This is a genomic window from Klebsiella sp. RHBSTW-00215, assembly GCF_014103785.1.
Lineage (GTDB): Bacteria > Pseudomonadota > Gammaproteobacteria > Enterobacterales > Enterobacteriaceae > Klebsiella.
This window is the reverse complement of sequence record NZ_JABXQS010000001.1, coordinates 840,368-866,517: the sequence shown is the minus strand read 5'-3', so window position 1 is coordinate 866,517 and position 26,150 is coordinate 840,368. Positions and strand designations below refer to the sequence as shown.

At 52.6% G+C, this 26,150-nt stretch carries 22 protein-coding genes and 1 pseudogene; 10 read left to right on the top strand and 13 right to left on the bottom strand.

Annotated elements, in window-relative coordinates:
- Positions 1–5 precede the first annotated feature (5 nt).
- Entirely contained in the window at positions 6–1,145 is a 1,140-nt protein-coding gene (locus tag HV127_RS04195; RefSeq protein WP_182235096.1) for an efflux RND transporter periplasmic adaptor subunit, read from the bottom strand.
- A 377-nt stretch (positions 1,146–1,522) separates the two neighbouring features.
- Here HV127_RS04195 and envR point away from each other — a divergent pair, with 377 nt between their 5' ends.
- A complete protein-coding gene (envR, locus tag HV127_RS04190) occupies positions 1,523–2,170 on the top strand; it encodes an acrEF/envCD operon transcriptional regulator (protein ID WP_182235095.1) in 648 nt (215 codons plus the stop codon).
- A gap of 76 nt (positions 2,171–2,246) precedes the next feature.
- Here the strand turns inward: envR and fis are convergent, their stop codons facing one another.
- From fis to HV127_RS04135, 11 genes and pseudogenes are all read right to left on the bottom strand, one after another.
- Positions 2,247–2,543, bottom strand: a complete 297-nt coding sequence (gene fis, locus HV127_RS04185; RefSeq protein WP_003855228.1) for a DNA-binding transcriptional regulator Fis — start codon at positions 2,541–2,543, stop codon at positions 2,247–2,249.
- Positions 2,525–3,533: pseudogene (gene dusB, locus HV127_RS04180) on the bottom strand (tRNA dihydrouridine synthase DusB). The gene fis and the pseudogene dusB overlap by 19 nt, the downstream one beginning before the upstream one ends.
- 328 nt (positions 3,534–3,861) lie before the next feature.
- The gene (locus HV127_RS04175; RefSeq protein WP_182235094.1) at positions 3,862–4,602 is read right to left on the bottom strand and encodes a carbonic anhydrase family protein; all 741 of its coding nucleotides are present in this window, start codon (positions 4,600–4,602) and stop codon (positions 3,862–3,864) included.
- A 140-nt stretch (positions 4,603–4,742) separates the two neighbouring features.
- Entirely contained in the window at positions 4,743–5,624 is an 882-nt protein-coding gene (gene prmA / locus HV127_RS04170) for a 50S ribosomal protein L11 methyltransferase (protein ID WP_182235093.1), read from the bottom strand.
- An 11-nt stretch (positions 5,625–5,635) separates the two neighbouring features.
- Positions 5,636–7,087, bottom strand: coding sequence for a sodium/pantothenate symporter (gene panF / locus HV127_RS04165; protein ID WP_182235092.1), 1,452 nt, complete (start codon positions 7,085–7,087; stop codon positions 5,636–5,638).
- Entirely contained in the window at positions 7,077–7,319 is a 243-nt protein-coding gene (locus HV127_RS04160) for a YhdT family protein (protein ID WP_112213515.1), read from the bottom strand. Before HV127_RS04160 ends, panF begins: the two co-directional genes overlap by 11 nt.
- Before the next feature lie 108 nt (positions 7,320–7,427).
- Positions 7,428–8,777 carry an acetyl-CoA carboxylase biotin carboxylase subunit gene (accC, locus tag HV127_RS04155; protein ID WP_110272806.1) on the bottom strand — a complete coding sequence of 450 codons (1,350 nt, stop codon included), beginning with the start codon at positions 8,775–8,777 and terminating at the stop codon, positions 7,428–7,430.
- A 10-nt stretch (positions 8,778–8,787) separates the two neighbouring features.
- Complete coding sequence (gene accB / locus HV127_RS04150; RefSeq protein ID WP_110272807.1) at positions 8,788–9,258, bottom strand: acetyl-CoA carboxylase biotin carboxyl carrier protein; 471 nt, start codon at positions 9,256–9,258, stop codon at positions 8,788–8,790.
- Between the two features lie 394 nt (positions 9,259–9,652).
- Positions 9,653–10,252 carry a protein-methionine-sulfoxide reductase heme-binding subunit MsrQ gene (gene msrQ / locus HV127_RS04145; RefSeq protein WP_182235091.1) on the bottom strand — a complete coding sequence of 200 codons (600 nt, stop codon included), beginning with the start codon at positions 10,250–10,252 and terminating at the stop codon, positions 9,653–9,655.
- On the bottom strand, positions 10,252–11,253 hold the full coding sequence (msrP, locus tag HV127_RS04140; protein ID WP_182235090.1) for a protein-methionine-sulfoxide reductase catalytic subunit MsrP: 1,002 nt from the start codon (positions 11,251–11,253) through the stop codon (positions 10,252–10,254). The genes msrQ and msrP overlap by 1 nt, the downstream gene beginning before the upstream one ends.
- 77 nt (positions 11,254–11,330) lie before the next feature.
- A complete protein-coding gene (locus HV127_RS04135) occupies positions 11,331–12,305 on the bottom strand; it encodes an MDR family oxidoreductase (RefSeq protein WP_182235089.1) in 975 nt (324 codons plus the stop codon).
- A gap of 219 nt (positions 12,306–12,524) precedes the next feature.
- On the opposite strand from HV127_RS04135, the gene csrD reads away from it, so the two are divergent.
- The 8 genes from csrD to tldD all read left to right on the top strand — a co-directional run bounded on the left by csrD (position 12,525) and on the right by tldD (position 24,833).
- A complete protein-coding gene (gene csrD, locus HV127_RS04130; RefSeq protein WP_182235088.1) occupies positions 12,525–14,465 on the top strand; it encodes an RNase E specificity factor CsrD in 1,941 nt (646 codons plus the stop codon).
- 305 nt (positions 14,466–14,770) lie between these two features.
- Positions 14,771–15,814 (top strand): rod shape-determining protein MreB, encoded by a 1,044-nt coding sequence (gene mreB / locus HV127_RS04125; protein ID WP_002918653.1) that lies wholly within the window; start codon positions 14,771–14,773, stop codon positions 15,812–15,814.
- A gap of 70 nt (positions 15,815–15,884) precedes the next feature.
- A complete protein-coding gene (gene mreC, locus HV127_RS04120) occupies positions 15,885–16,883 on the top strand; it encodes a rod shape-determining protein MreC (RefSeq protein ID WP_181484698.1) in 999 nt (332 codons plus the stop codon).
- On the top strand, positions 16,883–17,371 hold the full coding sequence (gene mreD, locus HV127_RS04115; RefSeq protein ID WP_004139709.1) for a rod shape-determining protein MreD: 489 nt from the start codon (positions 16,883–16,885) through the stop codon (positions 17,369–17,371). Before mreC ends, mreD begins: the two co-directional genes overlap by 1 nt.
- 7 nt (positions 17,372–17,378) lie before the next feature.
- Positions 17,379–17,960 (top strand): nucleoside triphosphate pyrophosphatase, encoded by a 582-nt coding sequence (locus HV127_RS04110; protein WP_110272813.1) that lies wholly within the window; start codon positions 17,379–17,381, stop codon positions 17,958–17,960.
- Between the two features lie 2 nt (positions 17,961–17,962).
- On the top strand, positions 17,963–19,432 hold the full coding sequence (rng, locus tag HV127_RS04105) for a ribonuclease G (RefSeq protein ID WP_110272814.1): 1,470 nt from the start codon (positions 17,963–17,965) through the stop codon (positions 19,430–19,432).
- Between the two features lie 69 nt (positions 19,433–19,501).
- On the top strand, positions 19,502–23,299 hold the full coding sequence (yhdP, locus tag HV127_RS04100; RefSeq protein ID WP_182235087.1) for an AsmA2 domain-containing protein YhdP: 3,798 nt from the start codon (positions 19,502–19,504) through the stop codon (positions 23,297–23,299).
- An 88-nt stretch (positions 23,300–23,387) separates the two neighbouring features.
- Complete coding sequence (gene tldD / locus HV127_RS04095; RefSeq protein WP_182235086.1) at positions 23,388–24,833, top strand: metalloprotease TldD; 1,446 nt, start codon at positions 23,388–23,390, stop codon at positions 24,831–24,833.
- A 45-nt stretch (positions 24,834–24,878) separates the two neighbouring features.
- Here tldD and aaeR read toward each other — a convergent pair whose 3' ends face one another.
- The gene (aaeR, locus tag HV127_RS04090; protein WP_182235085.1) at positions 24,879–25,808 is read right to left on the bottom strand and encodes an HTH-type transcriptional activator AaeR; all 930 of its coding nucleotides are present in this window, start codon (positions 25,806–25,808) and stop codon (positions 24,879–24,881) included.
- Positions 25,809–25,940: 132 nt separating this feature from the next.
- Here aaeR and aaeX point away from each other — a divergent pair, with 132 nt between their 5' ends.
- On the top strand, positions 25,941–26,144 hold the full coding sequence (gene aaeX, locus HV127_RS04085) for a p-hydroxybenzoic acid efflux pump operon protein AaeX (RefSeq protein WP_002918640.1): 204 nt from the start codon (positions 25,941–25,943) through the stop codon (positions 26,142–26,144).
- Positions 26,145–26,150: the final 6 nt, after the last annotated feature.

Here is a 26,150-nt window from a genome sequence, read left to right as displayed (position 1 = left end):
GTACCTTATTGCGCGACGGATGTCGCGGTATCCACTTCGGCCTTCACTGTGACGCCGGGACGAACTTTCTGCAGACCGCTGACAATAACTTTTTCACCAGATTTAAGACCGCTGGTAATTAACCACTTATCGCCAATCGCCTGTGAGGTCGCAACCTGGCGGCTTTCAACCTGGTTTTTGTCATTAACGATCATTACGCTGGCATCACCACGTGGTGTGCGGGTGACTCCCTGCTGAGGAACCAGGATGGCATTCGGAGCTACACCTTCATCAATTCGGGCGCGGACGAACATCCCCGGCAGCAGCGAATGTTGTGGATTCGGAAAGATTGCTCGCAGCGTAATTGAGCCAGTGCTTTCATCCACTGTGACGTCGGAGAATTGCAGAGTGCCTTTTAGTGCGTAAGGTTGACCGTTTTCCATAATCAGCTGCACGCTTTTGGTATCGCTGCCGTGCTGCAGGCTTTCCTGTTTCAGACGCATGAAATCATTACTGGATTCGGTGACATCGACATAAATCGGATCGAGTTGCTGTACCGTTGCCATTGCATCTGCCTGCCCATTGGTCACGAGGGCGCCTTCAGTAACGCTGGATTTACCGATGCGGCCGCCGATTGGCGATGTCACTTTGGTGTAAGCCAGATTAATGCGCGCACTTTCGACGGCGGCTTTTGCGGCAATAACATCGGCATCAGCCTGGCGTGCGGTCGCTACAGCCTGATCGTATTCCTGCTGGCTGATGTATTGTGTTCCGAGAAGAGGTGCGTAGCGTTTCACTGTCAGATGAGCGATAACCGCTGCTGCTTCGGCTTTGGCTTCATCACCTTTTGCGCTGTTATAAGCGGCTTGATAAGTCGCCGGGTCGATTTGATAGAGAGACTGCCCGGCATTGACATCGCTACCTTCGACAAAATTACGCTGTAGAATAATCCCGCTAACCTGCGGGCGTACTTCCGCAACGCGGTATGCCGATGTTCGACCCGGAAGTTCCGTGGTCACTGACAGCGGCGCGCTGCTTACAATATGGACTGAAACCTGAGGTATCTGCGCATGCGGTTGTTGATCACCTGAATTATCGCAACCGCTAAGCAAGATGGTAGAGATGATTAGGCTGGATAAAAGTGTAACCCGGGCGTGACTCGTCATTGCTGTTCCTTATAGATTGCGGGCCGAGTTTGGCAACCAATCTGTGAAAGAAATAATGGATAAAAAAGCGGTTTGTTATCCTACAAATAAAAAACGAGGTATGTAAGGAATAGTTATTTTTTATCCATCAGTAAGGCACGCAAAAGCAAAGCGCTAGTCATTTTAATTTAAGAATGACCTTAAATTAAAATTTGCTTACATTGATATTCACTCAGTGAATAATGTGCTTATTAATTATTTGAATTATGTATTTATTGTTTTTTGTTTGAGATTTTGCTTATCTGTGTTTTTGCTAAACAATATTGATTATCTGATGCTAGATTTATATGCATCCTGGTATTTTTATATTATAGATATGGCGTTAAATGGAGCATCGTATGCCAAGAAGAACAAAAGAAGATGCGTTAAAGACGCGGCAGCTCCTGATTGAGTCTGCCATTCAGCAATTCGCTCTGCGTGGGGTCACCAACACCACGTTAACTGACATCGCTGATGCCGCTGGCGTGACGAGGGGTGCGGTGTATTGGCACTTCTCCAGTAAAGCAGAACTGTTTAATGAGATGTGGCAACAACAGCAACCGTTACGAGATCTGCTTCAGCATCAAATTCCGACAGACAGTCAGGATCCGTTAGGCAATTTACGGGCGAAATTTATTACAGGTTTGCAATATATTGCCGATAATCCCAGACAGCGCGCGTTGATGCAGATTCTGTATCATAAATGCGAATTTTCCAGCGATATGATGTCAGAGGCAGAGATTCGTAAAAGAATTGGCTTTAGTTATCCTATTATTCGTGGGGTTTTACAACACTGTCTTAGTAATAGATTATTACCGGCTGAAACAAACGTTGAAATTTCATTAATAGTATTACACAGCGTATTTACTGGTATTATCAAAAACTGGTTAATGGAGCCGGAACAATTCGATCTTTATCAACAGGCACCCGCTTTAGTGGATAATATTATGTCGGCTCTTTGCGGTGTAAATAGTCACGCAAATGGGCTGCGGATGGTTGTAAATTGATAAACCAGAGGAAATAAAAAAGGCGCTTCCCCATGCCGAAGAGCGCCTTTTTAATCATACAGTTAACTGACTAGTATCAGTTCATGCCGTATTTTTTCAGTTTCTTACGCAGAGTACCACGGTTGATACCCATCATCAGGGCAGCACGCGTCTGGTTACCACGGGTGTATTGCATCACCATGTCCAACAGGGGCTGTTCTACTTCAGCCAGTACCAGCTCATACAGGTCACTCACATCCTGACCGTTCAGTTGAGCAAAATAGTTCTTCAGTGCCTGTTTAACCGAGTCACGCAGGGGTTTTTGAGTTACCTGATCCTGAGAGTTAACGGTAGAAACGGTCAGTACGTCAGAATTTACGCGTTGTTCGAACATAGTTCTGTCAGCTCTTTATTTCTATTACGCAAAATTTTCGAAGTATGCCTCCAACGCCGCCAGCTGTTCGCTGGAATCTTCTATGGCGTTGAATGTGCGCCGAAACTGGTCATTTGGAGCGTGCTCCTGGAGATACCAGGATACGTGTTTACGCGCGATTCGGTACCCTTTTGCCTGACCGTAAAAGTCATGCAGTTCCCGAACGTGCGCACAAAGCAAGCGCTTAACCTCTGCCAAAGGCAGCGGGGGCAGCAGCTCTCCAGTGTCCAGATAGTGCTGGATTTCCCGAAAGATCCAGGGTCTTCCCTGAGCCGCGCGGCCTATCATAAGGGCATCAGCCCCCGTATAGTCGAGCACAGCTCTGGCTTTAAGCGGGTCAGTAATGTCACCATTCGCGATAATCGGAATGGAAACTTTCTGCTTAACTGCCCGAATACTGTCGTACTCAGCATCTCCGTTAAACAAACAGGCGCGTGTGCGTCCGTGAATAGTCAGAGCCTGAATGCCACATTCTTCAGCCAGTTGGGCAATCTCTACACAGTTACGGTGTTCCGGTTCCCAACCGGTGCGAATCTTGAGAGTCACGGGAACGTCCACTGCCTTGACGACCGTCGTCAGGATTGACTTAACCTGATCGGGGTACTGCAAGAGGGCTGAACCTGCAAACTTACGATTCACCTTTTTAGCCGGGCACCCCATATTGATATCAATAATTTGGGCACCGCTTTCCACGTTAATTCGGGCGGCTGCAGCCATTTCTTCCGGCACGCTACCGGCGATTTGCACGGTACGAATACCGGGCTCATCAACATGTACCATCCGTAAACGAGATTTGTCACTTTCCCAAACCTGAGGGTTAGAAGACATCATCTCGGATACGGTCAATCCTGCTCCCATCTCGTAGCACAGCGTCCTGAATGGTCTGTCAGTAATGCCAGCCATTGGCGCTGCGATCAGGCGATTTCTGAGCTGGTATTGTCCGATACGCATGAGTTAAGAAATGACCATATGTGACTGCAAGGCGGCGTATATTACGCATTTTTTGCATGAGATGAAAGGCCAAACTTTAACCAATCCACTGAGATGGATCAAAGAATCGCTGTACAATTAAGCGACTATGAATAATTAACTATATAAATCATTGGATTAAGAATTTGCGTTGAATTTATCTACACATATAATTTTGCGTAACTTCTCGTTTTTTCTTCAGCAGGTCACGGACTGACAAGATAATCTGCTGAATAAATCAGCAAATTATCCCAACTTAATGTGACTATGCTCTCATTTTCAGAACATGATCGTGAAGCGTATCTTAAGATTACTCGACGACTACGCGACCATTTAGCGGCTGTGTCGGGCGATTGTTATCGTGATGCATGGTATGGCTGAATTTTTCTAACTGTGCGGCAGAAAGTGTCAGGGGGTGATTGAGGACAATCCAGGTGACGCCTTCGGAACAAGGCGGTGTGGTCAGAGAACCGCTGAAGCGCCAGTATGTCTTGTCTGCAGGAAGAAGCGCGTTGAGGTCCATCTGCGTGGTGATTTTGGTATCCTGCCCGGATTTCTCCGGCATGGCCGCCCACAGCTTATCCAGTTCTGCATTTGCTGTACCCTTATCAAACATCGCGGCCACAACGGTAACGGCACCCCTGGCGTCCTTATGAACCAGGTGCATCTCCATCGCATAGTGCTTGCCGTGGATGGTATTTTCGCTCGGAGCGTGGAAATGGAACTGCTGAAGCGTAAATGGGGTTCCGTCAATCGTGATGGTATCCGCAGTGGTGGTCTTTAACCCCGCCTGAATCGTATGACCATTGTTGATGAGCGTGACCGGGCCATCGGTATAGTGGACATCCAGCGGCGAGAGATGTGCTGTGAGCGTTGTATCGATGTTGATAGGGGATTGATTCATGCCAGTCTGACAGGTTTTATTCTCCTCACTGAGCGTACCCCAGTGCTCAGGAGAGCCTTCACCTTCGTAACTCCAGTGGGAAGCAAAAACCGTAACGGGCATGATGCTTAATGCCAGGAGTACCGCCTTGCCTAACGTTGTTTTCATATCATTCTTCCAATGAATAAAATGGCTATTTTTTATCTCGTAACTACAGCGAGTTACATAACGATTTTATCCCAGAAGGGCGGAGAGCTTTGCACAGAAAACGCGGAAAAATGTGGCCTGCAGAGAGGCCACAGAGAAGATTATTTTTTACAACCGGTGATCCGGCACCACTCTTCTTTCTCCACCACTGGGTCGAGGTCAAAGAGCTCAGCGTAGGCTTCACAAACGCTCTCAGCCTGGCTGGCAAGGATACCGGAAAGGCCCAGCAGACCGCCTGTAACTGGCAGCACGCTGATAAGAGGAGCTAACTCGCGTAAAGGGCCGGCCAGAATGTTTGCGACCACGACATCGGCTTTCATGGCGTCTGGCTGATCTTTCGGCAGATAGAGTTCAAGTCGCTCAGAAACCCCATTACGCTCGGCGTTATCGCGGCTGGCCTGAATAGCCTGCGGGTCAATATCAATACCGATGGCTTTCGCTGCGCCCAGTTTTAATGCAGCGATGGCCAGAATGCCGGAGCCGCAGCCAAAATCGATAATCGTTTTGCCTTCGAGATCGAGTCCATCCAGCCACTGTAGACACATTGCAGTTGTAGGATGCGTACCAGTACCAAACGCCAGACCCGGGTCGAGCATTACGTTGACGGCATTCTTATCCGGCACATCGCGCCAGCTAGGGCAGATCCACAGACGCTTACCGAAGCACATGGGATGAAAGTTATCCATCCATTCGCGTTCCCAGTCTTTGTCTTCAAGCTGTTCGATTTTATGTACGAAACCGGTACCCAGAAGCGGATGCTGTTCCAGAAGTGCAACCACTTCTTTCATGTCCGTTTCTGCGTCAAACAGACCAATAACATCGGTATCGCCCCACAGGCGGGTTTCACCGGGCAAAGGTTCAAACACCGGCGTGTCGTGAGTGTCCTGGAAAGTGATAGAAACGGAGCCCGCTTCCATCAGGGCATCACTCAGTTCTTCCGCGTTTGCACCGGTAGTGTTCAGTTTCAGTTGGATCCATGGCATGGCAGAACTCTTTATTTATCAGTAGTCAATATGGCGGCTTGCGGGGCGGAGGAACCAAAACGGTTTCCGACCAGGAAAGCCAACAAACTTAGCAGTAACGAGGGTACGATCGGGTGGAACCCCAGATACTGAACATTAAAAGTGGCGAGTATGGCATACAGTACGCCGCCGACGATCATGGCGCTCAATGCGCCTTTGGCGTTCGCACGTTCCCAGTACAGACCCAGCACCAGTGGCCATAAGAACACTGCCTCAAGCCCACCGAATGCCAGCAGGTTGAGCCAGATGATCATCTCAGGCGGACGCCAGGCGGCGAGCATCATCAGGATCCCTAGCACCAGAGTAGTGATCGTTGAGATCCGCTTTAGCTTCTGCTCGTTATGTTTTTTTGCCGGTTGTGCGCTGAGCCAAAGATCTTTAATGATCGTAGCCGATGCCTGCAATAAATGGGCGTTAACGTTCGACATGATTGCGGCCATTGGCGCGGCCAGAAACAGACCTGCGGCCCACGGCGGCAGGACCTGTACCATCAGAGTCGGGATCACTTGATCCGGGACGGTCAGGTCAGGCAGCACTGCTCTTCCCAGCGCGCCGGCCAGATGCATACCAAACATTAGGATCGCGACAACAATGGTACCGATAATGATCCCGCGGTGGACGGCTTTACTATCCTTATAGGAAATACAGCGCACGGCGGTATGCGGCAGGCCGATAACGCCGAAGCATACCAGCACCCAAAAGGACATCATAAAGGCAGGGGTGAGAATATCATCCGCACCGTGTGGCGATACCAGCTTCGGGTCGATGTGCTGTAGCGTATCGACAGCATTATGTAAACCGCCAGCCGTGTGGACGACGCCAACCAGCAGCACGATTGTGCCGATCAGCATTACCATACCCTGCATGGTGTCATTGAGAACGCTGGCGCGAAAGCCGCCGAAGGCCGTATACAACGCAATGGTGATGCCAAAGATCAGCAACCCATTTTCATACTTAATTCCGGCGGCTGTCTCCAGCAGTCGGGCACCGCCGATAAACTGCACAGCAATCGCCCCTACGAAAGCGACCAGCAGGCTCACGCTGGCTATCCATACGACCGCGCGACTTTGATAACGCGCCTGTAGCATATCGTTCAGGGTGATCGCGTTGTAACGCCGTGCCAGGATAGCGAATTTCTTGCCGAGAATACCGAGTGAGAGCCAGATTGTCGGAACCTGAATCATGGCCAGCAGCACCCAGCCAAGCCCGTATTTATAGGCGGCTCCCGGTCCACCAATAAATGAACTGGCACTGATATAGGTGGTCGTCAGCGTCATCGCCAGGACGAAACCACCCATTGAACGGCTCCCGAGAAAATACTCGCTAAGAAAATTGCCGCTACTGCGTTTGCGCATCGCGTAAAACGACAGCCCGAATACCAAACACAGGTAAGCAAGCAGGACGACGATGATTTCAAACTGCATCGTTATCCTCCAGAGAGATGTCGCGGAAAATGAAACGCACCATTCCCCAACACAGTAGGATAAACAGCAGAGGTACCAGCAGACAGGCCATTTCGAACCAATGCGGCAGGCCGGTTATACCAATACCCACCCCCGGCAGATAGGCGCCAGCCAGCCAGGCAGCAAGATAGAGGAGGGTCAGCCACAGCGCCCAGCGCGCTTCTTTATGGGCCTGAACAAACCGTTTGTCCATTTTTGTCCCTTGAAGATGAAGAAAGCGGGGATTGTACCGCATGGAAAAGATGAGAAGAGAGAAAAAGAAAAAGGCCGGATTATCCGGCCTCTTGCAACGATGGCAGTATTACTTCTCCTGCAATCCGAGTTTTTTCTCCAGATAGTGGATATTGGTGCCACCATTCTGGAAATGCTCGTCGTTCATGATACGAATCTGCAGATCAACGTTGGTTTTGATGCCATCGATAATCAGTTCCTGCAACGCATTCTTCATACGTGCAATCGCCACATCACGGTTTTCGCCGTAGCAGATAAGCTTACCGATCATTGAGTCATAATACGGAGGCACGGTGTAACCTGCGTAGATATGAGACTCCCAACGTACGCCAAAACCGCCCGGCGCGTGGAAGCGAGTAATTTTACCCGGACTCGGCAGGAAGGTGTTCGGGTCTTCGGCGTTGATACGGCATTCCACCGCATGGCCTTTAACCACGACTTCATCCTGCTTGATGGACAGCGGCTGACCAGCTGCAATACGCAACTGCTCTTTGATCAGGTCAACGCCGGTGATCATTTCAGTTACCGGGTGTTCAACCTGAATGCGGGTGTTCATTTCGATGAAATAGAACTCGCCGTTTTCAAACAGGAACTCGAAAGTACCCGCCCCGCGATAGCCGATATCCACGCATGCTTTGGAGCAGCGCTCGCCGATATAGCGACGCAGTTCCGGGGTAATGCCCGGTGCTGGCGCTTCTTCGACCACTTTCTGGTGACGACGCTGCATAGAGCAGTCGCGTTCCGCCAGATAGATAGCGTTACCTTGGCCGTCAGCCAGAACCTGGATCTCAATATGACGAGGATTCTCCAGGTATTTCTCCATATAAACCATGTCGTTGCTGAAAGCAGCTTTCGCTTCAGCTTTAGTCATGGAGATGGATTGCGCCAGTTCGGCATCACCGCGAACAACGCGCATACCGCGACCGCCGCCGCCGCCGGATGCTTTGATAATCACCGGGTAGCCAATGCGTTTCGCATGAGCACGGTTAGCATCCATATCGTCGCCCAGAGGGCCGTCGGAACCGGGAACGGTCGGCACGCCCGCTTTCTTCATCGCGGTAATAGCAGACACTTTGTCGCCCATCAGGCGGATGGTGTCAGCTTTCGGGCCGATAAAGATAAACCCAGAACGTTCTACCTGTTCGGCGAAATTCGCGTTTTCTGAGAGAAAACCATAACCCGGATGAATAGCCACCGCGCCAGTGATTTCAGCGGCGCTGATGATTGCCGGGATATTCAGATAGCTTTTTACGGACGGAGCCGGGCCGATACAGACCGTCTCATCCGCCAACAATACGTGTTTTAAATCGCGATCCGCCGTTGAGTGCACAGCAACGGTCTTGATGCCCAGTTCTTTACAGGCACGCAGGATACGCAATGCAATCTCGCCGCGGTTGGCGATAACAATTTTATCCAGCATGTTCGCCTCGTTATTCGATGACGACCAGTGGCTCGTCAAATTCTACCGGTTGACCACTTTCGACCAGAATGGCTTTCACCACGCCGGATTTATCGGCTTCAATCTGGTTCATCATTTTCATGGCTTCAACGATGCACAGGGTATCGCCCGCATTAACTTTCTGACCGATTTCGATGAACGCTTTCGCATCCGGGCTCGGGGTGCGGTAGAAAGTACCAACCATTGGGGAACGTACGATGTGACCACTGATTTCCGCTGCTGCAGGGGCTTCCATTGCTGGAGTTGCCGCAGGCGCGACAGCGTTAGACAAAGCTGGCTGCTGCATCATCGGTGCAGCGTAAGCCTGTTGCATCACCGGGAAACCTACGTTTGGCGCGGCACGACTGATGCGTACAGACTCTTCGCCTTCAGAAATTTCCAGTTCGGAGATGCCTGATTCTTCAACCAGCTCGATCAGTTTTTTAATCTTACGAATATCCATGAGTGGGTTCCGTACTCTTTGTTTAGTGTGATTGTGACAGGCGTGTTAGCGCCGTCTGTAAAGCATATGAATTACTGCTGATATCAAGACGCCGCGCTTCGTTTGAAGCCGACAGGTAAGCCCCGACTGCTTAGAAGCAAAATGCGGAACTTATCAACCATCTTGCGGCCATCTTCTGCCATTCTCGGGTAAAAAACAAAATATACCTTCGATACGCAATTGTCACCTTTTCAGGGCTATAAAAGCCCGTCAGGAAAACCAAAGTCGCACATTATAACGATTTCGTAGCATTTGGCAGCTAAATACTGGTCTTATCAGGGAAGATTATCAACCGCTATCGTGTAAAGAGTCGCGGCTGATAAAAGAACTGCGGGAAACTGCACATATCCGGAGATTAGCGCCACCACTGGCGGAACTTCTTGTAACGCCACGCTAAAAGCAGGATCGCCAGTAGCGTATAAATCATTGGCTGTGGGGATAAAATCTTCACCGACCACAGATAGTGGATGGGGGCGAGGATCGCAGCTAAATAGACGAAGTTATGTAATGTTTGCCAGCGACGGCCCAGTTTTCGCTGCATCGCCTGGGTAGACGTCACCGCAAGGGCCAGCAGTATCAACCAACTCATTAAGCCCAACGTCAGGTAAGGCCTGGTGAGCACTTCCGTGCCCAATAGCGCCAGATTGTTAATGCCGAGTTCGAGCAGCGTGTAGCTGGTCAAATGCAGCGTGGCCCAGGCAAAACACCATAAACCTAATAAGCGTCGGGTGCGTATCAATAAAGGCTGCTTAGCGTAGCGCGCCAGCGGAGAGACAAGCAAGGTCGCCAGCAGGAATTTAAGAGCCATCCTACCGGTAAAGTGTTGAATATCTTTTGCCGGATCGGCGCTGAAATACCCCTGATTTCCTGCCCAGAAAAGCCATATCAAGGGTAAAAAACCAGCCAGATGGAGAAGCACTTTCAGCCAGGTTATCTGCTTTACGTTCAGGCGCACTAGTAATTCTCCCGCAAATTCAGGCCCCGATAGAGCGATGCCACTTCATCAGCATAGCCGTTGAATAACAGCGTCGGCTGGCGTTTGACATCGAGGACGCCGCCCGCGCCGATAAATCTCTCGGTAGCCTGTGACCAGCGGGGGTGATCGACGTGCGGATTGACGTTGGCGTAGAAGCCATATTCATCAGGACCGGCCAGGTTCCAGGTCGTGGGTGGGCGCTCGCGAGTCAATTCGATACTGACGATGGACTTGATCCCTTTAAAGCCATATTTCCAAGGAACGGTTAACCGAACCGGCGCACCGTTCTGCGGCGGCAGCGCTTTGCCATATACGCCAACGCTGAGCAGAGTCAGAGGATGCATCGCCTCATCAAGCCGCAGCCCCTCAACGTATGGGTATGCCAGCCCGCCGCCGATAAAGCGATCTTTCTGGCCTGGCATTTGCTCAGGGGCGTAAAGAGTTTTAAATGCCACGTAGCGGGCGTTGCTGGTGGGTTCGACCAGTGAGAGTAGTTTATGTAACGGGAATCCGACCCACGGAACCACCATCGACCAGGCTTCGACGCAGCGCATCCGGTAAATACGCTCCTCCAGCGGGAATCGCCTGGTCAGGTCATCATGATCGAGCGTCAGCGGTTTCGCCACTTCGCCACCGATCGTCAGCGTCCACGGATCGGTGCGCAGGCTGCCAGCATTGGCCGCAGGGTCAGCTTTATCGAGCCCGAATTCATAGAAGTTGTTGTAGCCGGATACTTTATCTTCCGGCGTCAGCGTCAGATTGTTTTGCCACTGCGCTGGTTTATCGAAAGTCAGCGCTTTACCTGCAGGCGCCGGTGGGCGGTCGTTGCCTTTAAACCAATCCAGCAGATCCGCTTGCGCGGTGGGAGAGAGGGAAAGGGCGGTCGCGCTGATGCCTAACATTTTTAGGACCTGGCGACGTTGCAGCATAAAAACGGATTCTGCCGTCACGTCGGCTTCCGTCAGTTTTTTCAGTTTCATGGCATCCTCCGTCATGCATTTTTCTAAGCATGACGGAGGCGGAGACTTATCGCGAATATGTCACGAAAAATTGCAGATTAGGCGATCTTCACCAGCGTGCGGCCCTGAATCTGGTTAGCCATAATTTTATTGGCAAACTCAGAGGCTTCGGCGAGGGTAATTTCAGTTGCGCTTTGCGCATAGAATGACTCCGGCAGATCGTGAACCAGTCGCTGCCAGGCCTGAGCACGGCGAGCGGGCGGGGTCATGACGGAGTCCACGCCTTGCAGGCGGACGTTGCGCAGAATAAACGGCATCACGGTTGTCGGCAGGGCGAATCCCCCGGCCAGACCACAGGCTGCTACGCATCCGCCGTAGTTCATTTGCGCCAGCACTTTCGCCAGCACTTTATCGCCGACGGTATCTATGGCACCAGCCCACAGCTGTTTTTCCAACGGGCGGGTTTCGGCGAACTCATCGCGGCTAAGGATGCGCAGTGCACCAAGGCTTTTCAGATATTCATGGGTACTTTCGCGACCGGACACCGCCACTACCTGATATCCCAGGTGATGCAGCAGAGCCACCGCGGTACTGCCGACGCCGCCGCTGGCACCCGTCACCACGATGTCACCATCTTCAGGACGAATACCGGCATCTTCCAGCGCCATCACGCACAGCATGGCGGTGAAACCTGCGGTGCCAATGGCCATTGCTTTACGGCCATCCAGACCTTGAGGCATTGCCACCAGCCAGTCGCCTTTTACGCGAGCTCGCTCTGCCAGTCCGCCCCAGTGGTTTTCACCGACACCCCATCCGGTTAACAGCACTTGCTGGCCTGCGTGGAAGCGCGGATCTTCGCTACTGTGCACAGAGCCTGCGAAATCGATGCCAGGAATCATCGGAAAGTTACGGATGATTTTTCCTTTACCGGTGATGGCCAATGCATCTTTATAGTTTAGGCTCGACCATTGGATATCCACTGTCACATCGCCCTGCGGCAACTGGCTGGCGTCAATGGTTTGCACCGAAGAGATTGTTTTGCCATCCTGCTGTTCTAAGATTAAAGCCTGCATGCGCCGATCCTCATAGGTTGGATGATTGGAAAATTTTTTCTGCAGACTATACTCGCTAACGGCATTATGACACCGATGTAACGCAATAAATTGCCAGATGCGCCAGCTTTGGTAGTATGCGTCGCTCTTTAGCAAGTTAGTGCTTACTTTAGCCTAAGTGCCAGTACAGGAGCCCGAATGTTTGTCGGGTAGTCATTCACATGCGGAGTTAACACAGGGATGCGATTAACGACGAAATTCTCAGCGTTTGTCACGCTACTGACTAGCCTGACTATCTTTGTCACGCTTATTGGTTCTTCGCTGAGTTTTTATAATGGTATTCAGCTCAAAATGTCCAACCGCGTCCAGGCCGTGGCGACGATGCTGGATAACCGCTTGGTTTCTATGTCTTTTGACCAGCTCGAACCGCAGATGGATGAGCTGATGACGCCGGTGGAAGTAGTGCACATTGATTTTCAGCTCAATGGCAAATCGGTCTACCGCCATTCACGTACCGATAATTATCGCCCGTTAGGCAGCAGTAACCAGTTCCGCAATATCACGGTGCCATCGCTTAAGCACCCTGGTATGGTTATCCATCTGGTTTATCTGGATCCGATGGCTAATTATTTCCGTTCTCTACATGTCACCGCGCCGCTCTCTATCGCCATTGGCTTTATGGTGTTGATCATCTTTTTCTCCGTGCGCTGGATCCGCCGTCAACTGGCGGGACAGGAGTTACTGGAGCTGCGAGCCGCACGCATTCTTAATGGTGAGCGTGGGCCGCAGGTTCGTGGATCGGTACATGAATGGCCGGCTAACATCAGTAGCGCGCTGGATATGCTGCTATCAGAACTCCAGTTTGCCAGCGATCAGCGAAGCCGTATGGATACGCTGATTCGCTCTTACGTCGCGCAGGACTCAAAAACTGGGCTGAGTAACCGTCTGTTCTTTGATAATCAGCTGACGACGCTGCTCGAAGACCAGGAAAAAGTTGGGTCATATGGCATCGTGATGATGATCCGCTTGCCTGATTTCGATCTACTGCGCGATAACTGGGGGCGTGGGGCGACCGAAGAGCATTACTTTACGCTCATCAATATGCTTTCTACTTTTATCATGCGCTACCCGGGAGCGCTGTTGGCGCGCTATCACCGGAGTGATTTTGCCGTTTTGCTCCCACATCGCACGTTAAAAGAGGCGGACAGCATCGCTGGGTTGTTATTGAAAGCCATGGATGCCTTGCCGCCGACGCGAATTCTCGATCGCGACGATATGATGCATATTGGTATCTGCGCTTTCCGCAGCGGGCAAACGGCGGCTCAGGTCATGGAACACGCGGAAGCGGCAACACGCAATGCGGTACTGCAAGGCAGTAATAGTTGGGCAGTCTATGATGATTCTTTGCCGGAGAAAGGCCGTGGTAACGTCCGCTGGCGAACGCTGATTGAGCAAATGCTTAGCCGAGGCGGACCGCGACTCTACCAGAAACCCGCCGTAACTCGCGATGGTCGCGTTCATCACCGGGAACTGATGTGTCGTCTTTATGACGGTAAAGAAGAAGTGATTGCGGCGGAATATATGCCGATGGTGTTGCAATTCGGTCTGGCAGAAGAGTATGACCGCCTGCAGATTACCCGAATATTGCCATTTTTAGGTTTCTGGCCGGAAGAAAACCTCGCTTTACAGATTACGGTTGAGTCGTTAATTCGCCCGCGATTCCAGCGTTGGCTGCGCGATACTTTGATGCAATGCGAAAAATCGCAGCGTCGACGTATTATTTTTGAACTTGCAGAGGCAGATGTTTGTCAATATATCGCCCGTCTGCAGCCGGTTATGCGGCTAATTAATGCTTTAGGTATTCGGGTGGCCGTTGTTCAGGCGGGTCTGACGCTGGTTGGAACCAGTTGGATCAAGCAGCTTGACGTCGAAGTTATTAAGCTGCATTCGGGATTATCGCGCAATATAGAAAAACGCAGTGAGAATCAGCTGCTGGTTCAGAGCTTGGTTGAAGCCTGTAAGGGAATGCCGGTTCAGGTTTTCGCGACGGGCGTGCTCAGCCGTAGCGAGTGGCAGGTGCTGTCTCAATGCGGTGTCACCGGTGGTCAGGGGGAATTTTTTGCCGCCTCACAGCCACTTGACACAAATGTGAAAAAATATTCGCAAAGATACTCTGTTTGATCTGCCGTTTAGCGTGATTTCACGTAGAATAACGCGCGCTATAGTGAAGGGGGTGTGCTTGTCTACCTGCCGGATTATCGCAATGTAAATGCCAGTTCATGACCTTTGACAGGTTACAGATTCAAGCGCGGAGCGCTGCTGAAGATTTCAGCATCAGACGGACCCAGTCAAATTTGTAACAAAGGAAACGAACTGCACTAATTTTCACCGCAGCAGATGATTTTTTCGCCTTGTCGCTGCTGCGCGTGGTTGGTAAAGTAAGCGGATTTTGTTTTCCGCCCCAGCTTTCAGGATTATCCCTTAGTATGTTAAAAAAATTTCGTGGCATGTTTTCCAATGACCTGTCCATTGACCTGGGTACCGCGAATACCCTTATCTATGTAAAAGGACAAGGCATCGTATTGAATGAGCCTTCCGTCGTGGCCATTCGTCAGGATCGTGCCGGATCGCCGAAAAGCGTCGCCGCTGTTGGTCATGAAGCGAAGCAGATGCTTGGGCGTACACCGGGCAATATCGCCGCTATTCGCCCGATGAAAGACGGCGTTATCGCCGACTTTTTCGTCACCGAAAAAATGCTTCAACACTTTATTAAACAGGTGCACAGCAATAGCTTTATGCGTCCGAGCCCGCGCGTACTGGTCTGCGTGCCGGTTGGCGCGACCCAGGTTGAACGTCGTGCTATTCGTGAATCCGCGCAGGGCGCAGGCGCCCGCGAAGTCTTCTTGATTGAAGAGCCGATGGCGGCTGCGATCGGTGCTGGCTTACCGGTTTCTGAAGCAACCGGTTCTATGGTTGTGGATATCGGCGGCGGTACCACTGAAGTGGCGGTTATCTCCCTGAATGGCGTAGTTTACTCCTCCTCCGTGCGTATCGGCGGTGACCGTTTTGATGAAGCCGTGATTAATTATGTGCGTCGTAACTATGGCTCCCTGATCGGTGAAGCCACCGCAGAACGTATTAAACATGAAATCGGCTCTGCTTACCCGGGTGATGAAGTGCGCGAGATTGAAGTTCGCGGGCGTAACCTGGCAGAAGGCGTGCCACGCGGCTTTACCCTGAATTCTAACGAAATCCTCGAAGCGTTACAGGAGCCGTTGACCGGCATCGTTAGCGCGGTGATGGTTGCGCTGGAACAGTGCCCACCGGAGCTGGCTTCCGATATCTCCGAACGCGGTATGGTTCTGACCGGCGGTGGCGCTTTGCTGCGCAACCTCGACCGTCTGTTAATGGAAGAGACAGGAATTCCTGTCGTAGTTGCAGAAGATCCACTGACCTGCGTCGCTCGTGGCGGCGGTAAGGCACTGGAAATGATCGATATGCACGGCGGCGACTTGTTCAGCGAAGAGTAGTCAGCCTGAGATCCGGGCGGCTGGCATACGGCTGCCCCGGTCTTAACTGACACGAGAATACGCATAGCCTATGAAGCCAATTTTTAGCCGTGGCCCGTCGCTACAGATTCGCCTTATTCTGGCGGTTTTGGTGGCGCTTGGCGTGATAATCGCCGACAGCCGCCTGGGTACGTTCAGTCAAATCCGAACGTACATGGATACTGCCGTCAGCCCTTTCTACTTTGTCTCTAATGGTCCTCGGGAACTACTCGACAGCGTATCGCAAACGCTGGCAACCCGTGACCAGCTCGAACTGGAAAACCGCGCGCTGCGCCAGGAACTGTTGCTGAAAAACAGCGACTTACTGATGCTGGGTCAGTACAAACAGGAGAACGCGCGTCTGCGCGAGCTGCTGGGTTCTCCGTTGCGCCAGGACGAGCAAAAAATGGTGACTCAGGTCATCTCAACGGTTAACGATCCATACAGCGATCAGGTTGTTATCGATAAAGGCAGCGTTAACGGCGTTTATGAAGGTCAGCCGGTTATCAGCGATAAAGGCGTCGTTGGTCAGGTCGTCGCCGTGGCGAAGATGACCAGCCGCGTACTGCTGATTTGCGACGCGACGCATGCGCTACCGATTCAGGTACTGCGTAACGACATTCGCGTGATTGCTGCGGGTAATGGCTGTACGGACGATCTTCAACTGGAGCATCTGCCAGCCAATACCGACATTCGTGTGGGCGACGTCCTGGTGACTTCCGGTCTCGGTGGTCGTTTCCCTGAAGGATATCCAGTTGGTGTGGTCTCGTCCGTGAAGCTGGATACGCAGCGCGCGTATACGGTAATTCAGGCGCGCCCGACCGCAGGCCTTCAGCGTTTGCGTTATCTGCTGTTGTTGTGGGGAGCCGATCGCAACGGCGCTAACCCGATGACGCCGGAAGAAGTTCATCGCGTCGCGAATGAACGACTGACTCAGATGATGCCGCAGGTTCTGCCTGCACCGGATGCTATGGGGCCGCAAATGCCTGCTCCGGCAACCGGCATAACGCAGCCTCCGGCTCAGCAACCTCTGCCTGCAGGGGGGCAATAGTGGCAAGCTATCGTAGCCAGGGACGCTGGGTTATCTGGCTCTCGTTTCTCATTGCGCTATTGCTGCAGATTATGCCCTGGCCGGCGGACATCAGCGTCTACCGGCCAAATTGGGTACTCCTTATCCTGCTGTACTGGATCCTCGCGTTACCCCATCGGGTGAATGTCGGCACGGGTTTTGTGATGGGGGCGATCCTCGATCTCATCAGCGGTTCTACGCTTGGCGTTCGCGCACTATCATTAAGTATCGTGGCTTATCTGGTGGCGCTGAAATATCAGTTGTTCCGCAATCTGGCGCTCTGGCAGCAGGCGCTGGTGGTGGTGATGTTATCCCTCGCCGTGGATATCATTGTTTTCTGGGCAGAGTTTTTAGTGATCAACGTCTCTTTCCGTCCGGAAGTGTTCTGGAGTAGTGTAGTAAACGGTGTGCTCTGGCCATGGATCTTCCTGCTGATGCGTAAAGTACGCCAGCAATTTGCAGTGCAATAAGGTTGATATGACGACTCTGTATCTGGCTTCAGGTTCTCCGCGTCGGCAGGAACTGCTGACCCAGCTTGGCCTCTCTTTTGAGCGACTGGTTCCTGGTATTGAGGAACAACGTCGTGCGCAGGAGAGTGCGCAGCAGTACGTCTCGCGCCTGGCGCGGGAAAAAGCGCAGGCCGGTGTGGCGTTAGCGCCGCGGGATCTGCCTGTTTTGGGGGCGGATACCATCGTCATTCTTAACGGTGAAGTCCTGGAAAAACCGCGTGATGCCGGACACGCTGCAGAAATGCTGCGTATGCTATCCGGGAAAACTCATCAGGTCATGACGGCCGTGGCGTTGGCCGATAAGCAGCAGACGCTGGATTGCCTGGTGATAACAGAGGTGACCTTCCGCCTGCTTTCCGGGCAGGATATTGCCGACTATGTGGCCAGTGGCGAACCTTTAGACAAAGCAGGTGCATACGGTATTCAAGGGCTGGGTGGCTGTTTCGTCAGGAAGATAAATGGCAGCTATCACGCCGTAGTCGGCTTACCGCTGGTGGAAACGTATGAGTTGCTCAGTAACTTTAACTCACTGCGTGAAGAAAAGGGATAAAGATGACAGCTGAATTATTAGTTAACGTAACGCCATCCGAAACGCGTGTCGCGTATATTGATGGCGGTATTCTTCAAGAAATACATATTGAGCGTGAAGCGCGCCGTGGGATAGTAGGCAATATCTACAAAGGCCGTGTCAGCCGTGTGCTGCCGGGAATGCAGGCGGCTTTTGTAGATATTGGTCTGGATAAGGCCGCATTTCTGCACGCTTCCGATATTATGCCGCATACCGAATGTGTGGCAGGCGAAGAACAAAAGCAGTTTACCGTCCGCGACATCTCCGAACTGGTGCGTCAGGGGCAGGATCTGATGGTGCAGGTGGTGAAAGATCCCCTCGGTACGAAAGGCGCTCGCCTGACAACCGACATCACCATTCCTTCCCGCTATCTGGTCTTTATGCCGGGCGCTTCGCACGTTGGTGTTTCGCAACGTATTGAAAGCGAAGCTGAACGTGAACGGCTGAAAAAAGTAGTGGCCGATTACTGCGATGAGCAGGGCGGATTTATCATCCGTACGGCGGCGGAAGGCGTTCACGAACAAGAGATGGCGGCCGATGCTGCCTATCTCAAGCGCGTCTGGACGAAAGTCATGGAGCGTAAAAAGCGCCAGCAAACGCGCTACCAGATGTACGGTGAACTGGCTCTGGCTCAACGTGTGCTGCGCGATTTTGCCGATGCACAGCTCGATCGTATTCGCGTCGACTCCCGTTTGACTTACGAATCGCTGCTCGAGTTTACTGCTGAATATATTCCGGAGATGACCAACAAGCTGGAGCACTATAGTGGTCGCCAGCCGATCTTCGATCTCTTTGATGTCGAAAATGAGATTCAGCGTGCGCTCGAACGTAAAGTAGAGCTGAAATCCGGCGGTTATCTGATTATCGATCAGACCGAAGCGATGACCACCGTTGATATCAATACCGGTGCATTCGTTGGCCATCGCAATCTCGATGATACTATCTTTAACACCAACATTGAGGCGACGCAGGCCATTGCCCGCCAGCTGCGGCTGCGTAATCTCGGTGGGATTATCATCATTGATTTCATAGATATGAACAATGAGGATCACCGCCGCCGGGTGCTGCATTCGCTTGAGCAGGCGCTGAGCAAAGATCGGGTAAAAACCAGTATCAACGGTTTCTCTCAGCTTGGCCTGGTAGAGATGACCCGCAAACGCACCCGCGAAAGCGTGGAGCACGTGCTGTGCAATGAGTGCCCGACCTGTCATGGCCGCGGCACGGTGAAAACCGTGGAAACGGTGTGCTATGAAATTATGCGTGAGATCGTACGCGTGCATCATGCCTACGATTCAGACCGTTTCCTGGTCTATGCTTCTCCTGCGGTAGCGGAAACGCTGAAAGGGGAAGAATCCCATGCGCTGGCGGAAGTCGAAATCTTTGTCGGTAAACAAGTCAAAGTGCAAATTGAGCCGCTCTATAATCAAGAGCAGTTTGATGTGGTCATGATGTAATCATCTGCTTGCCTCTATTTTTAGGAGAGGCAGACGGATGAAGTGTAAAAGGCTGACAAGGAGAGATGCGTGAGGCGACTGCCCGGGATATTACTGCTCACCGCGGCAACATTGATTGTCGTCGTCGCACTGCTGGTGAGCGGTCTGCGCCTCGTGTTGCCGCAGTTGGACACCTGGCGTCCCCAGGTGCTGGCGAAAATTTCCGCTATCGCTGGCGTACCGGTCGATGCCTCGCAAATTACCGCCAGTTGGCAAACTTTTGGCCCTACGCTTGATGTTCGCGATATTAAGACCGGCCTGAATGATGGCGGTGAACTCTCCATTAAACGCGTCACTCTGGCGCTGGACGTGTGGCAAAGCCTGCTGCATATGCGCTGGCAGTTTCGCGATCTCACTTTCTGGCAGTTACAAGTTCATACTAACACCCCTATTCAAACCAATGACGGCGGTGAGGGGCTGAAAACCGACCGTATTAGCGATCTTTTCCTCCGCCAGTTCGATCACTTTATCCTCCGCGATAGCCATCTGAGCTTCCTGACCATTTCCGGCCAGCGGGCCGAGTTGGCAATCCCGCAGCTTACCTGGCTAAACGGCAAAAACCGCCATCGTGCAGAAGGACAGCTTAGCCTCAGCAGCCTGACCGGCCAGCATGGGGTGATGCAGGTGCGAATGGATCTGCGCGACGAAGATGGCCTGCTTAATAAGGGGCGCGTCTGGCTTCAGGCCGATGATATCGACGTTAAACCATGGCTTGGGCGCTGGATGCAGGACAATATTGCCTTGCAGAGCGCACGGTTTAGTCTTGAAGGCTGGATGACCATTGATAAAGGCGATGTTGCCAGTGGCGATGTCTGGCTGAAGAAAGGCGGGGCCAGCTGGCAAGGTGATAAAGATAAGCATCATCTTTCGGTCGATAACCTGACGGCGCATATCTATCGCGACAATCAAAGCTGGGGTTTTCGAATCCCGGATACGCGCATCTCTATTGATGATAAACCCTGGCCGCGCGGCGCGCTGGCTATGGCGTGGATCCCGGCTCAGGATGTCGGTGGGAACAACAGCAAACGTAGCGATGAACTGCGCATTCGCGCCAGCAATCTTAACCTTAACGGTTTGACCGGGCTGCAGCCGATGGCCGACAAGCTGGCTCCTTCGCTGGGCGAAATCTGGCGAACTACCCAGCCAAGCGGCAAAATCAATCTTCTGGCGCTGGATATTCCTTTGCAAGCGGCGGAAAAGACCCGCTTCCAGGCTGACTGGAGCGATATGTCATGGAAGCAGTGGAAGCTGTTGCCGGGCGCTGAACACTTTTCAGGAAACGTTTCCGGAAGCGTGGAGAACGGTGCCCTACACGTCAGCATGACACAGGCGAAAATGCCGTATGAGACGGTCTTTCGCGCGCCGCTGGAAATTGCCAAAGGCGATGCGACCCTGAGCTGGGTGAAGAATGATAAAGGCTTTATGCTCGATGGTCGCGATATTGATGTGCAGGCTACCGGTGTTCGTGCTCGCGGTGGATTCCGCTATCTGCAACCGCAGGGCGATGAACCCTGGCTGGGGATTCTGGCCGGTATCAGTACCAATGACGGCGGTCAGGCATGGCGCTACTTCCCGGAAAATCTCATGGGCAAAGCGCTGGTAGATTACCTCAGTGGGGCGATTAAAGGCGGTCAGGCCACCGATGCCACGCTGGCCTACGGCGGTAATCCCCACCTGTTCCCGTATAAGCATAACGAAGGCCAGTTCCAGGTCTCGGTGCCGCTTAAGAACGCCACCTTTGCTTTCCAGCCTGATTGGCCAGCACTAACCGGGCTGAATATCGACCTCAACTTTATCAATGACGGCTTATGGATGAAGGCCGATAAGGTGATGCTGGGTAAAGTCACTGCCAGCAACCTGGATGCGGTTATCCCCGACTATTCGCGAGAGAAGCTGTTGATTGATGCCGACGTTAACGGGCCGGGTAAAGAGGTTGGTCCCTACTTTAACGAGACACCACTGAAAAAAACGCTGGGCGCGGCGCTGGATGAGCTTCAACTGGACGGGAATGTGAGCGCTCGCTTACATCTTGATATCCCGCTGGACGGCGAGATGACCACCGCGAAAGGCGATGTTCAGTTGAAGAACAACAGCCTGTTCATCAAGCCTATCGACACCACATTGCAGAACCTGACCGGCAAATTCAGCTTTGTGAACGGTGATCTGAAAAGCGAGCCAATGAGCGCCAACTGGTTTAATCAGCCGCTGAATATTGATTTTTCGACCACTGAGGGCGAAAAGGCGTTCCTGGTGGACGTCGGGATGAAAGCCAACTGGCAGCCATCGCGTACCGGCTTATTACCCAAGGCGATTGATAGCGCTCTGAGCGGCAGCGTGCCCTGGGACGGTAAAGTGGCGATTGAGCTGCCGTATCACGGCAGTGCGAACTATAAAGTTGATATCAACGGCGATCTGAAGAATGTAAGCAGTCACTTACCTGCGCCAGTCGATAAGCAAGCCGGTGAATCTTTACCTGTAAAGATCAAAGTTGATGGCGGATTAAGCAGCTTCAATCTAACCGGTTCTATTGGCGCAAAAAATCATATTAACAGCCGCTGGTTGTTGGGGAATAAGTTAACCCTGGACCGCGCTATTTTGACCTCTGACAGTAAAGCGGTGTCACCGTTGCCTGAGCAATCTGGTGTAGAACTGAACATGCCGCCGATGGACGGTGCGCAGTGGCTGGCGCTGTTCCAGGGGGGAGCGGCAAACGATGTCAGCAGTAATATGGTCTTCCCGGAGCGGGTCACGCTGCGCACGCCTGCGTTAACGATGGCGGGCCAGAGCTGGAATAACGTCAGCCTTGTTTCACAGCCCGACGCCGGCGGCACCAAAGTTGAAGCTCAGGGGCGTGAAATTAATGCAACGCTGACGATGCGTAAAAATGCCCCGTGGCTGGCGGCGATTCGTTATCTCTACTACAACCCAACATCAGCGAAGAGCGGCGAGACAGCTAAAACCAGCGGTCCCCTGTCTGATACCAAAATTGATTTCCACGGCTGGCCGGATCTTCAGCTTCGCTGCGCAGAGTGCTGGCTATGGGGGCAAAAATATGGCCGCATCGAGGGTGATTTCAATATTAGCGGCGATACTCTGACGCTGGCGAACGGACTGGTGGATACCGGTTTTGGTCGCCTCACTACGGATGGCGTGTGGGTTAGTGCCCCGAGTGGCGTACGGACCTCGCTAAAAGGTAAGCTGCATGGTAATAAAACCGATGATTTCGTGAATTTCTTTGGCGTATCAACTCCGGTAAAAGGCTCTGCATTCGATATCGATTATGACCTGCACTGGCGCGCGCCGCCGTGGCAGCCTGACGTTGCCTCGCTTAACGGAATCTTAAAAAGCCATCTTGGAAAAGGTGAGTTTACCGACCTGAGTACCGGCCATGCCGGTCAGCTTCTGCGTCTGCTGAGCGTTGATGCGCTGCTGCGTAAGTTACGTTTCGACTTCAGCGATACGTTTAGCGAAGGGTTCTACTTCGATTCGATTCATAGCACGGCGTGGATTAAAGACGGCGTGATGAATACCGATGATACGCTGGTCGATGGCCTGGAAGCGGATATAGCAATGAAAGGCTCTGTCGATCTCGTTCGCCGCCAACTGGACCTGCAGGCCGTGGTCGCGCCGGAAATTTCCGCCACCGTAGGCGTTGCGGCGGCCTTTGCTGTTAACCCGATTATCGGTGCCGCGGTCTTTGCCGCCAGCAAGGTGCTGGGGCCGTTGTGGAACAAGGTCTCGATTTTGCGCTATCGCATCACCGGTCCTATCGATCAGCCGCAAATTAATGAAGTCCTGCGCCAGGCGCGGAGCGACAAAAAGCAATGATTTGACGATTGTGCGTAATTACCGCACTCTCAATAGATAGTCTTTTTTATTTCTGCCTGATACGCGGCAACAAACGAGTAGCATAACGATGAGTCTGAACCTGGTAAGTGAACAATTACTGTCGGCAAATGGCCTGAATCATCAGGATCTGTTTGCCATTCTTGGCCAACTGGCCGAGCGCCGTCTGGATTACGGCGATCTCTATTTTCAGTCGAGCTATCACGAGTCCTGGGTTCTGGAAGACCGCATCATTAAAGATGGTTCGTACAATATTGACCAGGGCGTCGGCGTGCGTGCGGTTAGCGGCGAAAAAACGGGCTTTGCCTATGCCGACCAAATTAGTCGACTGGCGCTGGAACAGAGTGCGCAGGCGGCCCGTACCATCGTGCGTGACCACGGTGATGGCAAAGTCCATACTCTTGGCGCAGTAGAATACAGCTCCCTCTATACCAGTATCGATCCGCTGCAGAGCATGAGCCGTGAAGAGAAACTGGACATTCTGCGTCGGGTGGATAAAACCGCCCGTGCTGCCGACAAACGGGTGCAGGAAGTTTCCGCCAGTCTGACCGGCGTCTACGAATTAATTTTGGTCGCCGCGACGGATGGCACGCTGGCGGCTGATGTGCGTCCGTTGGTTCGCCTTTCCGTCAGCGTGCTGGTGGAGGAAGAGGGTAAACGCGAGCGTGGCGCCAGCGGTGGCGGCGGTCGCTTCGGCTATGATTATTTCCTTACCTCTCAGGATGGTGAAGTGCGCGCCGATGCCTGGGCGAGAGAGGCCGTGCGTATGGCGCTGGTGAATCTTACAGCCGTTGCCGCACCTGCCGGGATGCTGCCAGTGGTACTGGGCGCGGGCTGGCCTGGCGTACTGCTGCATGAAGCGGTGGGTCATGGTCTGGAAGGTGACTTTAACCGTCGCGGGACCTCAGTCTTCAGCGGCCATATGGGCGAACTGGTGGCCTCAGAACTGTGTACCGTAGTTGATGATGGCACGATTGCCGATCGTCGCGGTTCCGTCGCTATCGACGATGAAGGCACGCCGGGCCAGTATAACGTGCTGATCGAAAACGGCATTCTGAAAGGCTATATGCAGGACAAGCTCAATGCCCGCCTGATGGGCGTGGCGCCAACCGGCAACGGTCGTCGCGAATCCTACGCGCATCTGCCGATGCCGCGCATGACCAACACCTACATGCTGGCGGGAAAATCCACGCCGCAGGAGATTATCGAATCGGTTGATTACGGTATCTTCGCACCGAATTTCGGCGGTGGTCAGGTAGATATTACTTCCGGGAAATTTGTCTTCTCTACTTCTGAAGCCTACCTGATCGAAAAAGGGAAAGTGACGAAAGCAGTGAAGGGGGCGACGCTTATTGGCTCCGGGATTGAAGCGATGCAGCAGATTTCGATGGTTGGCAATGATCTGAAGCTGGACAGCGGCGTCGGCGTCTGCGGCAAAGAGGGCCAGAGCGTGCCGGTTGGTGTCGGCCAGCCAACCCTCAAAGTGGATAAACTCACCGTTGGCGGTACTGCCTGATACTTCTCCAATGCGCTTTCGCATCCTGCGAAAGCGCAAATCAACTTAGCGGGTGATTCCGCGCCCGTGCATACCCTGGTAAATTTTTGCCACCTCAACGAAATATTCCGTCAGAGAGTTAATACACACCTGCACCTTCAGGGGGAGTTTGTCCTTCTCGGTATAGAGCGCATAAACCGGGCGCGGATCGGACTGGTAGCTCGGCAGCAAGATCTCCAGTTCGCCACGATTGATCTCCTCGATCACCCACATCAGCGGAACGTAAGCGACGCCGACTCCCGCCGTAAGCCAGCGCACTAGGGTCATCGGATCGTTAGTCACAAAGCGTCCCTGCGGGATCAGCTTGGTTGAGATCCCTTCCGGGGCGATGATTTCAAACTCGTTATCCGGGCGGACGCTGTACTCAAGCCAGGAGTGGCCGGCAAGGTCTGCGGGTTTGTCCGGACATCCCGCCTGATGGAGATAGCTTTTCGCGGCGCAGAGCACCATCGGCATCGACCCCAGGCGACGGGAAAAGAGGCCGGAATCCTGCAAGGCGCCTACGCGAATCACCAGGTCCAGGCCGTCAGCAATGAGATCAGGGGCGGGGATGCCGGTCACCAGGTTTATCGACAACCCGGGATACTCTTTGAGCATTTCGGCGGTAATGCGAGCCAGGACATTCTGTGCCATAGTTGAAGAACAACCGATGCGCAGCGTACCGATAGGCGTGTTGTTAAAAGCGTATAGCTGCTCATGGACATCCTGGGCTTCGAACAGCATTCGCCGGCAGCCCTGGTAATAGATTTTCCCTGCTTCTGTTAAACCAAGGCTGCGAGTGCTGCGGTTGAGCAGCTTAACCTGCAGCTCATCTTCCAGTTTGGCTACAGTCTGACTGATGGAAGAAACGCTCATCTGGAGCTGGCGAGCCGCGGCGGTAAATGAACCTAGTTCCACCACCCTGGCGAAAACGGACATACGTTTTAGTCGTTCCATTATTCACTCTGGCTTAAAAGTGATTTAGATCACACAATATAGATAAGGCTGCAATGATTACGCTAATATACTGTTAGCTACATAATAAATTCATCACAGCTTGCCACCTGTACGCTTCTTATCAAGGTCATCATGAGTCTGTTTCCTGTCATTGTGATTTTCGGCTTGTCGTTTCCGCCGATCTTCTTTGAATTGCTATTGTCTCTAGCCATCTTCTGGCTGGTGCACCGCCTGCTGGTTCCAACCGGCATTTATGATTTTGTCTGGCACCCGGCGCTGTTTAATACCGCGCTATATTGCTGCCTGTTTTATCTGATATCGCGTTTGTTCGTTTGAGGTCGA

Coding starts and splice junctions, on each gene's coding strand:
- HV127_RS04195 (WP_182235096.1), bottom strand. CDS start 1,145: ATGACGAGTCACGCCCGGGTTACACTTTTATCCAGCCTAATCATCTCT.
- envR (WP_182235095.1), top strand. CDS start 1,523: ATGCCAAGAAGAACAAAAGAAGATGCGTTAAAGACGCGGCAGCTCCTG.
- fis (WP_003855228.1), bottom strand. CDS start 2,543: ATGTTCGAACAACGCGTAAATTCTGACGTACTGACCGTTTCTACCGTT.
- HV127_RS04175 (WP_182235094.1), bottom strand. CDS start 4,602: ATGAAAACAACGTTAGGCAAGGCGGTACTCCTGGCATTAAGCATCATG.
- prmA (WP_182235093.1), bottom strand. CDS start 5,624: ATGCCATGGATCCAACTGAAACTGAACACTACCGGTGCAAACGCGGAA.
- panF (WP_182235092.1), bottom strand. CDS start 7,087: ATGCAGTTTGAAATCATCGTCGTCCTGCTTGCTTACCTGTGTTTGGTA.
- HV127_RS04160 (WP_112213515.1), bottom strand. CDS start 7,319: ATGGACAAACGGTTTGTTCAGGCCCATAAAGAAGCGCGCTGGGCGCTG.
- accC (WP_110272806.1), bottom strand. CDS start 8,777: ATGCTGGATAAAATTGTTATCGCCAACCGCGGCGAGATTGCATTGCGT.
- accB (WP_110272807.1), bottom strand. CDS start 9,258: ATGGATATTCGTAAGATTAAAAAACTGATCGAGCTGGTTGAAGAATCA.
- msrP (WP_182235090.1), bottom strand. CDS start 11,253: ATGAAACTGAAAAAACTGACGGAAGCCGACGTGACGGCAGAATCCGTT.
- HV127_RS04135 (WP_182235089.1), bottom strand. CDS start 12,305: ATGCAGGCTTTAATCTTAGAACAGCAGGATGGCAAAACAATCTCTTCG.
- csrD (WP_182235088.1), top strand. CDS start 12,525: ATGCGATTAACGACGAAATTCTCAGCGTTTGTCACGCTACTGACTAGC.
- mreB (WP_002918653.1), top strand. CDS start 14,771: ATGTTAAAAAAATTTCGTGGCATGTTTTCCAATGACCTGTCCATTGAC.
- mreC (WP_181484698.1), top strand. CDS start 15,885: ATGAAGCCAATTTTTAGCCGTGGCCCGTCGCTACAGATTCGCCTTATT.
- HV127_RS04110 (WP_110272813.1), top strand. CDS start 17,379: ATGACGACTCTGTATCTGGCTTCAGGTTCTCCGCGTCGGCAGGAACTG.
- rng (WP_110272814.1), top strand. CDS start 17,963: ATGACAGCTGAATTATTAGTTAACGTAACGCCATCCGAAACGCGTGTC.
- tldD (WP_182235086.1), top strand. CDS start 23,388: ATGAGTCTGAACCTGGTAAGTGAACAATTACTGTCGGCAAATGGCCTG.
- aaeR (WP_182235085.1), bottom strand. CDS start 25,808: ATGGAACGACTAAAACGTATGTCCGTTTTCGCCAGGGTGGTGGAACTA.
- aaeX (WP_002918640.1), top strand. CDS start 25,941: ATGAGTCTGTTTCCTGTCATTGTGATTTTCGGCTTGTCGTTTCCGCCG.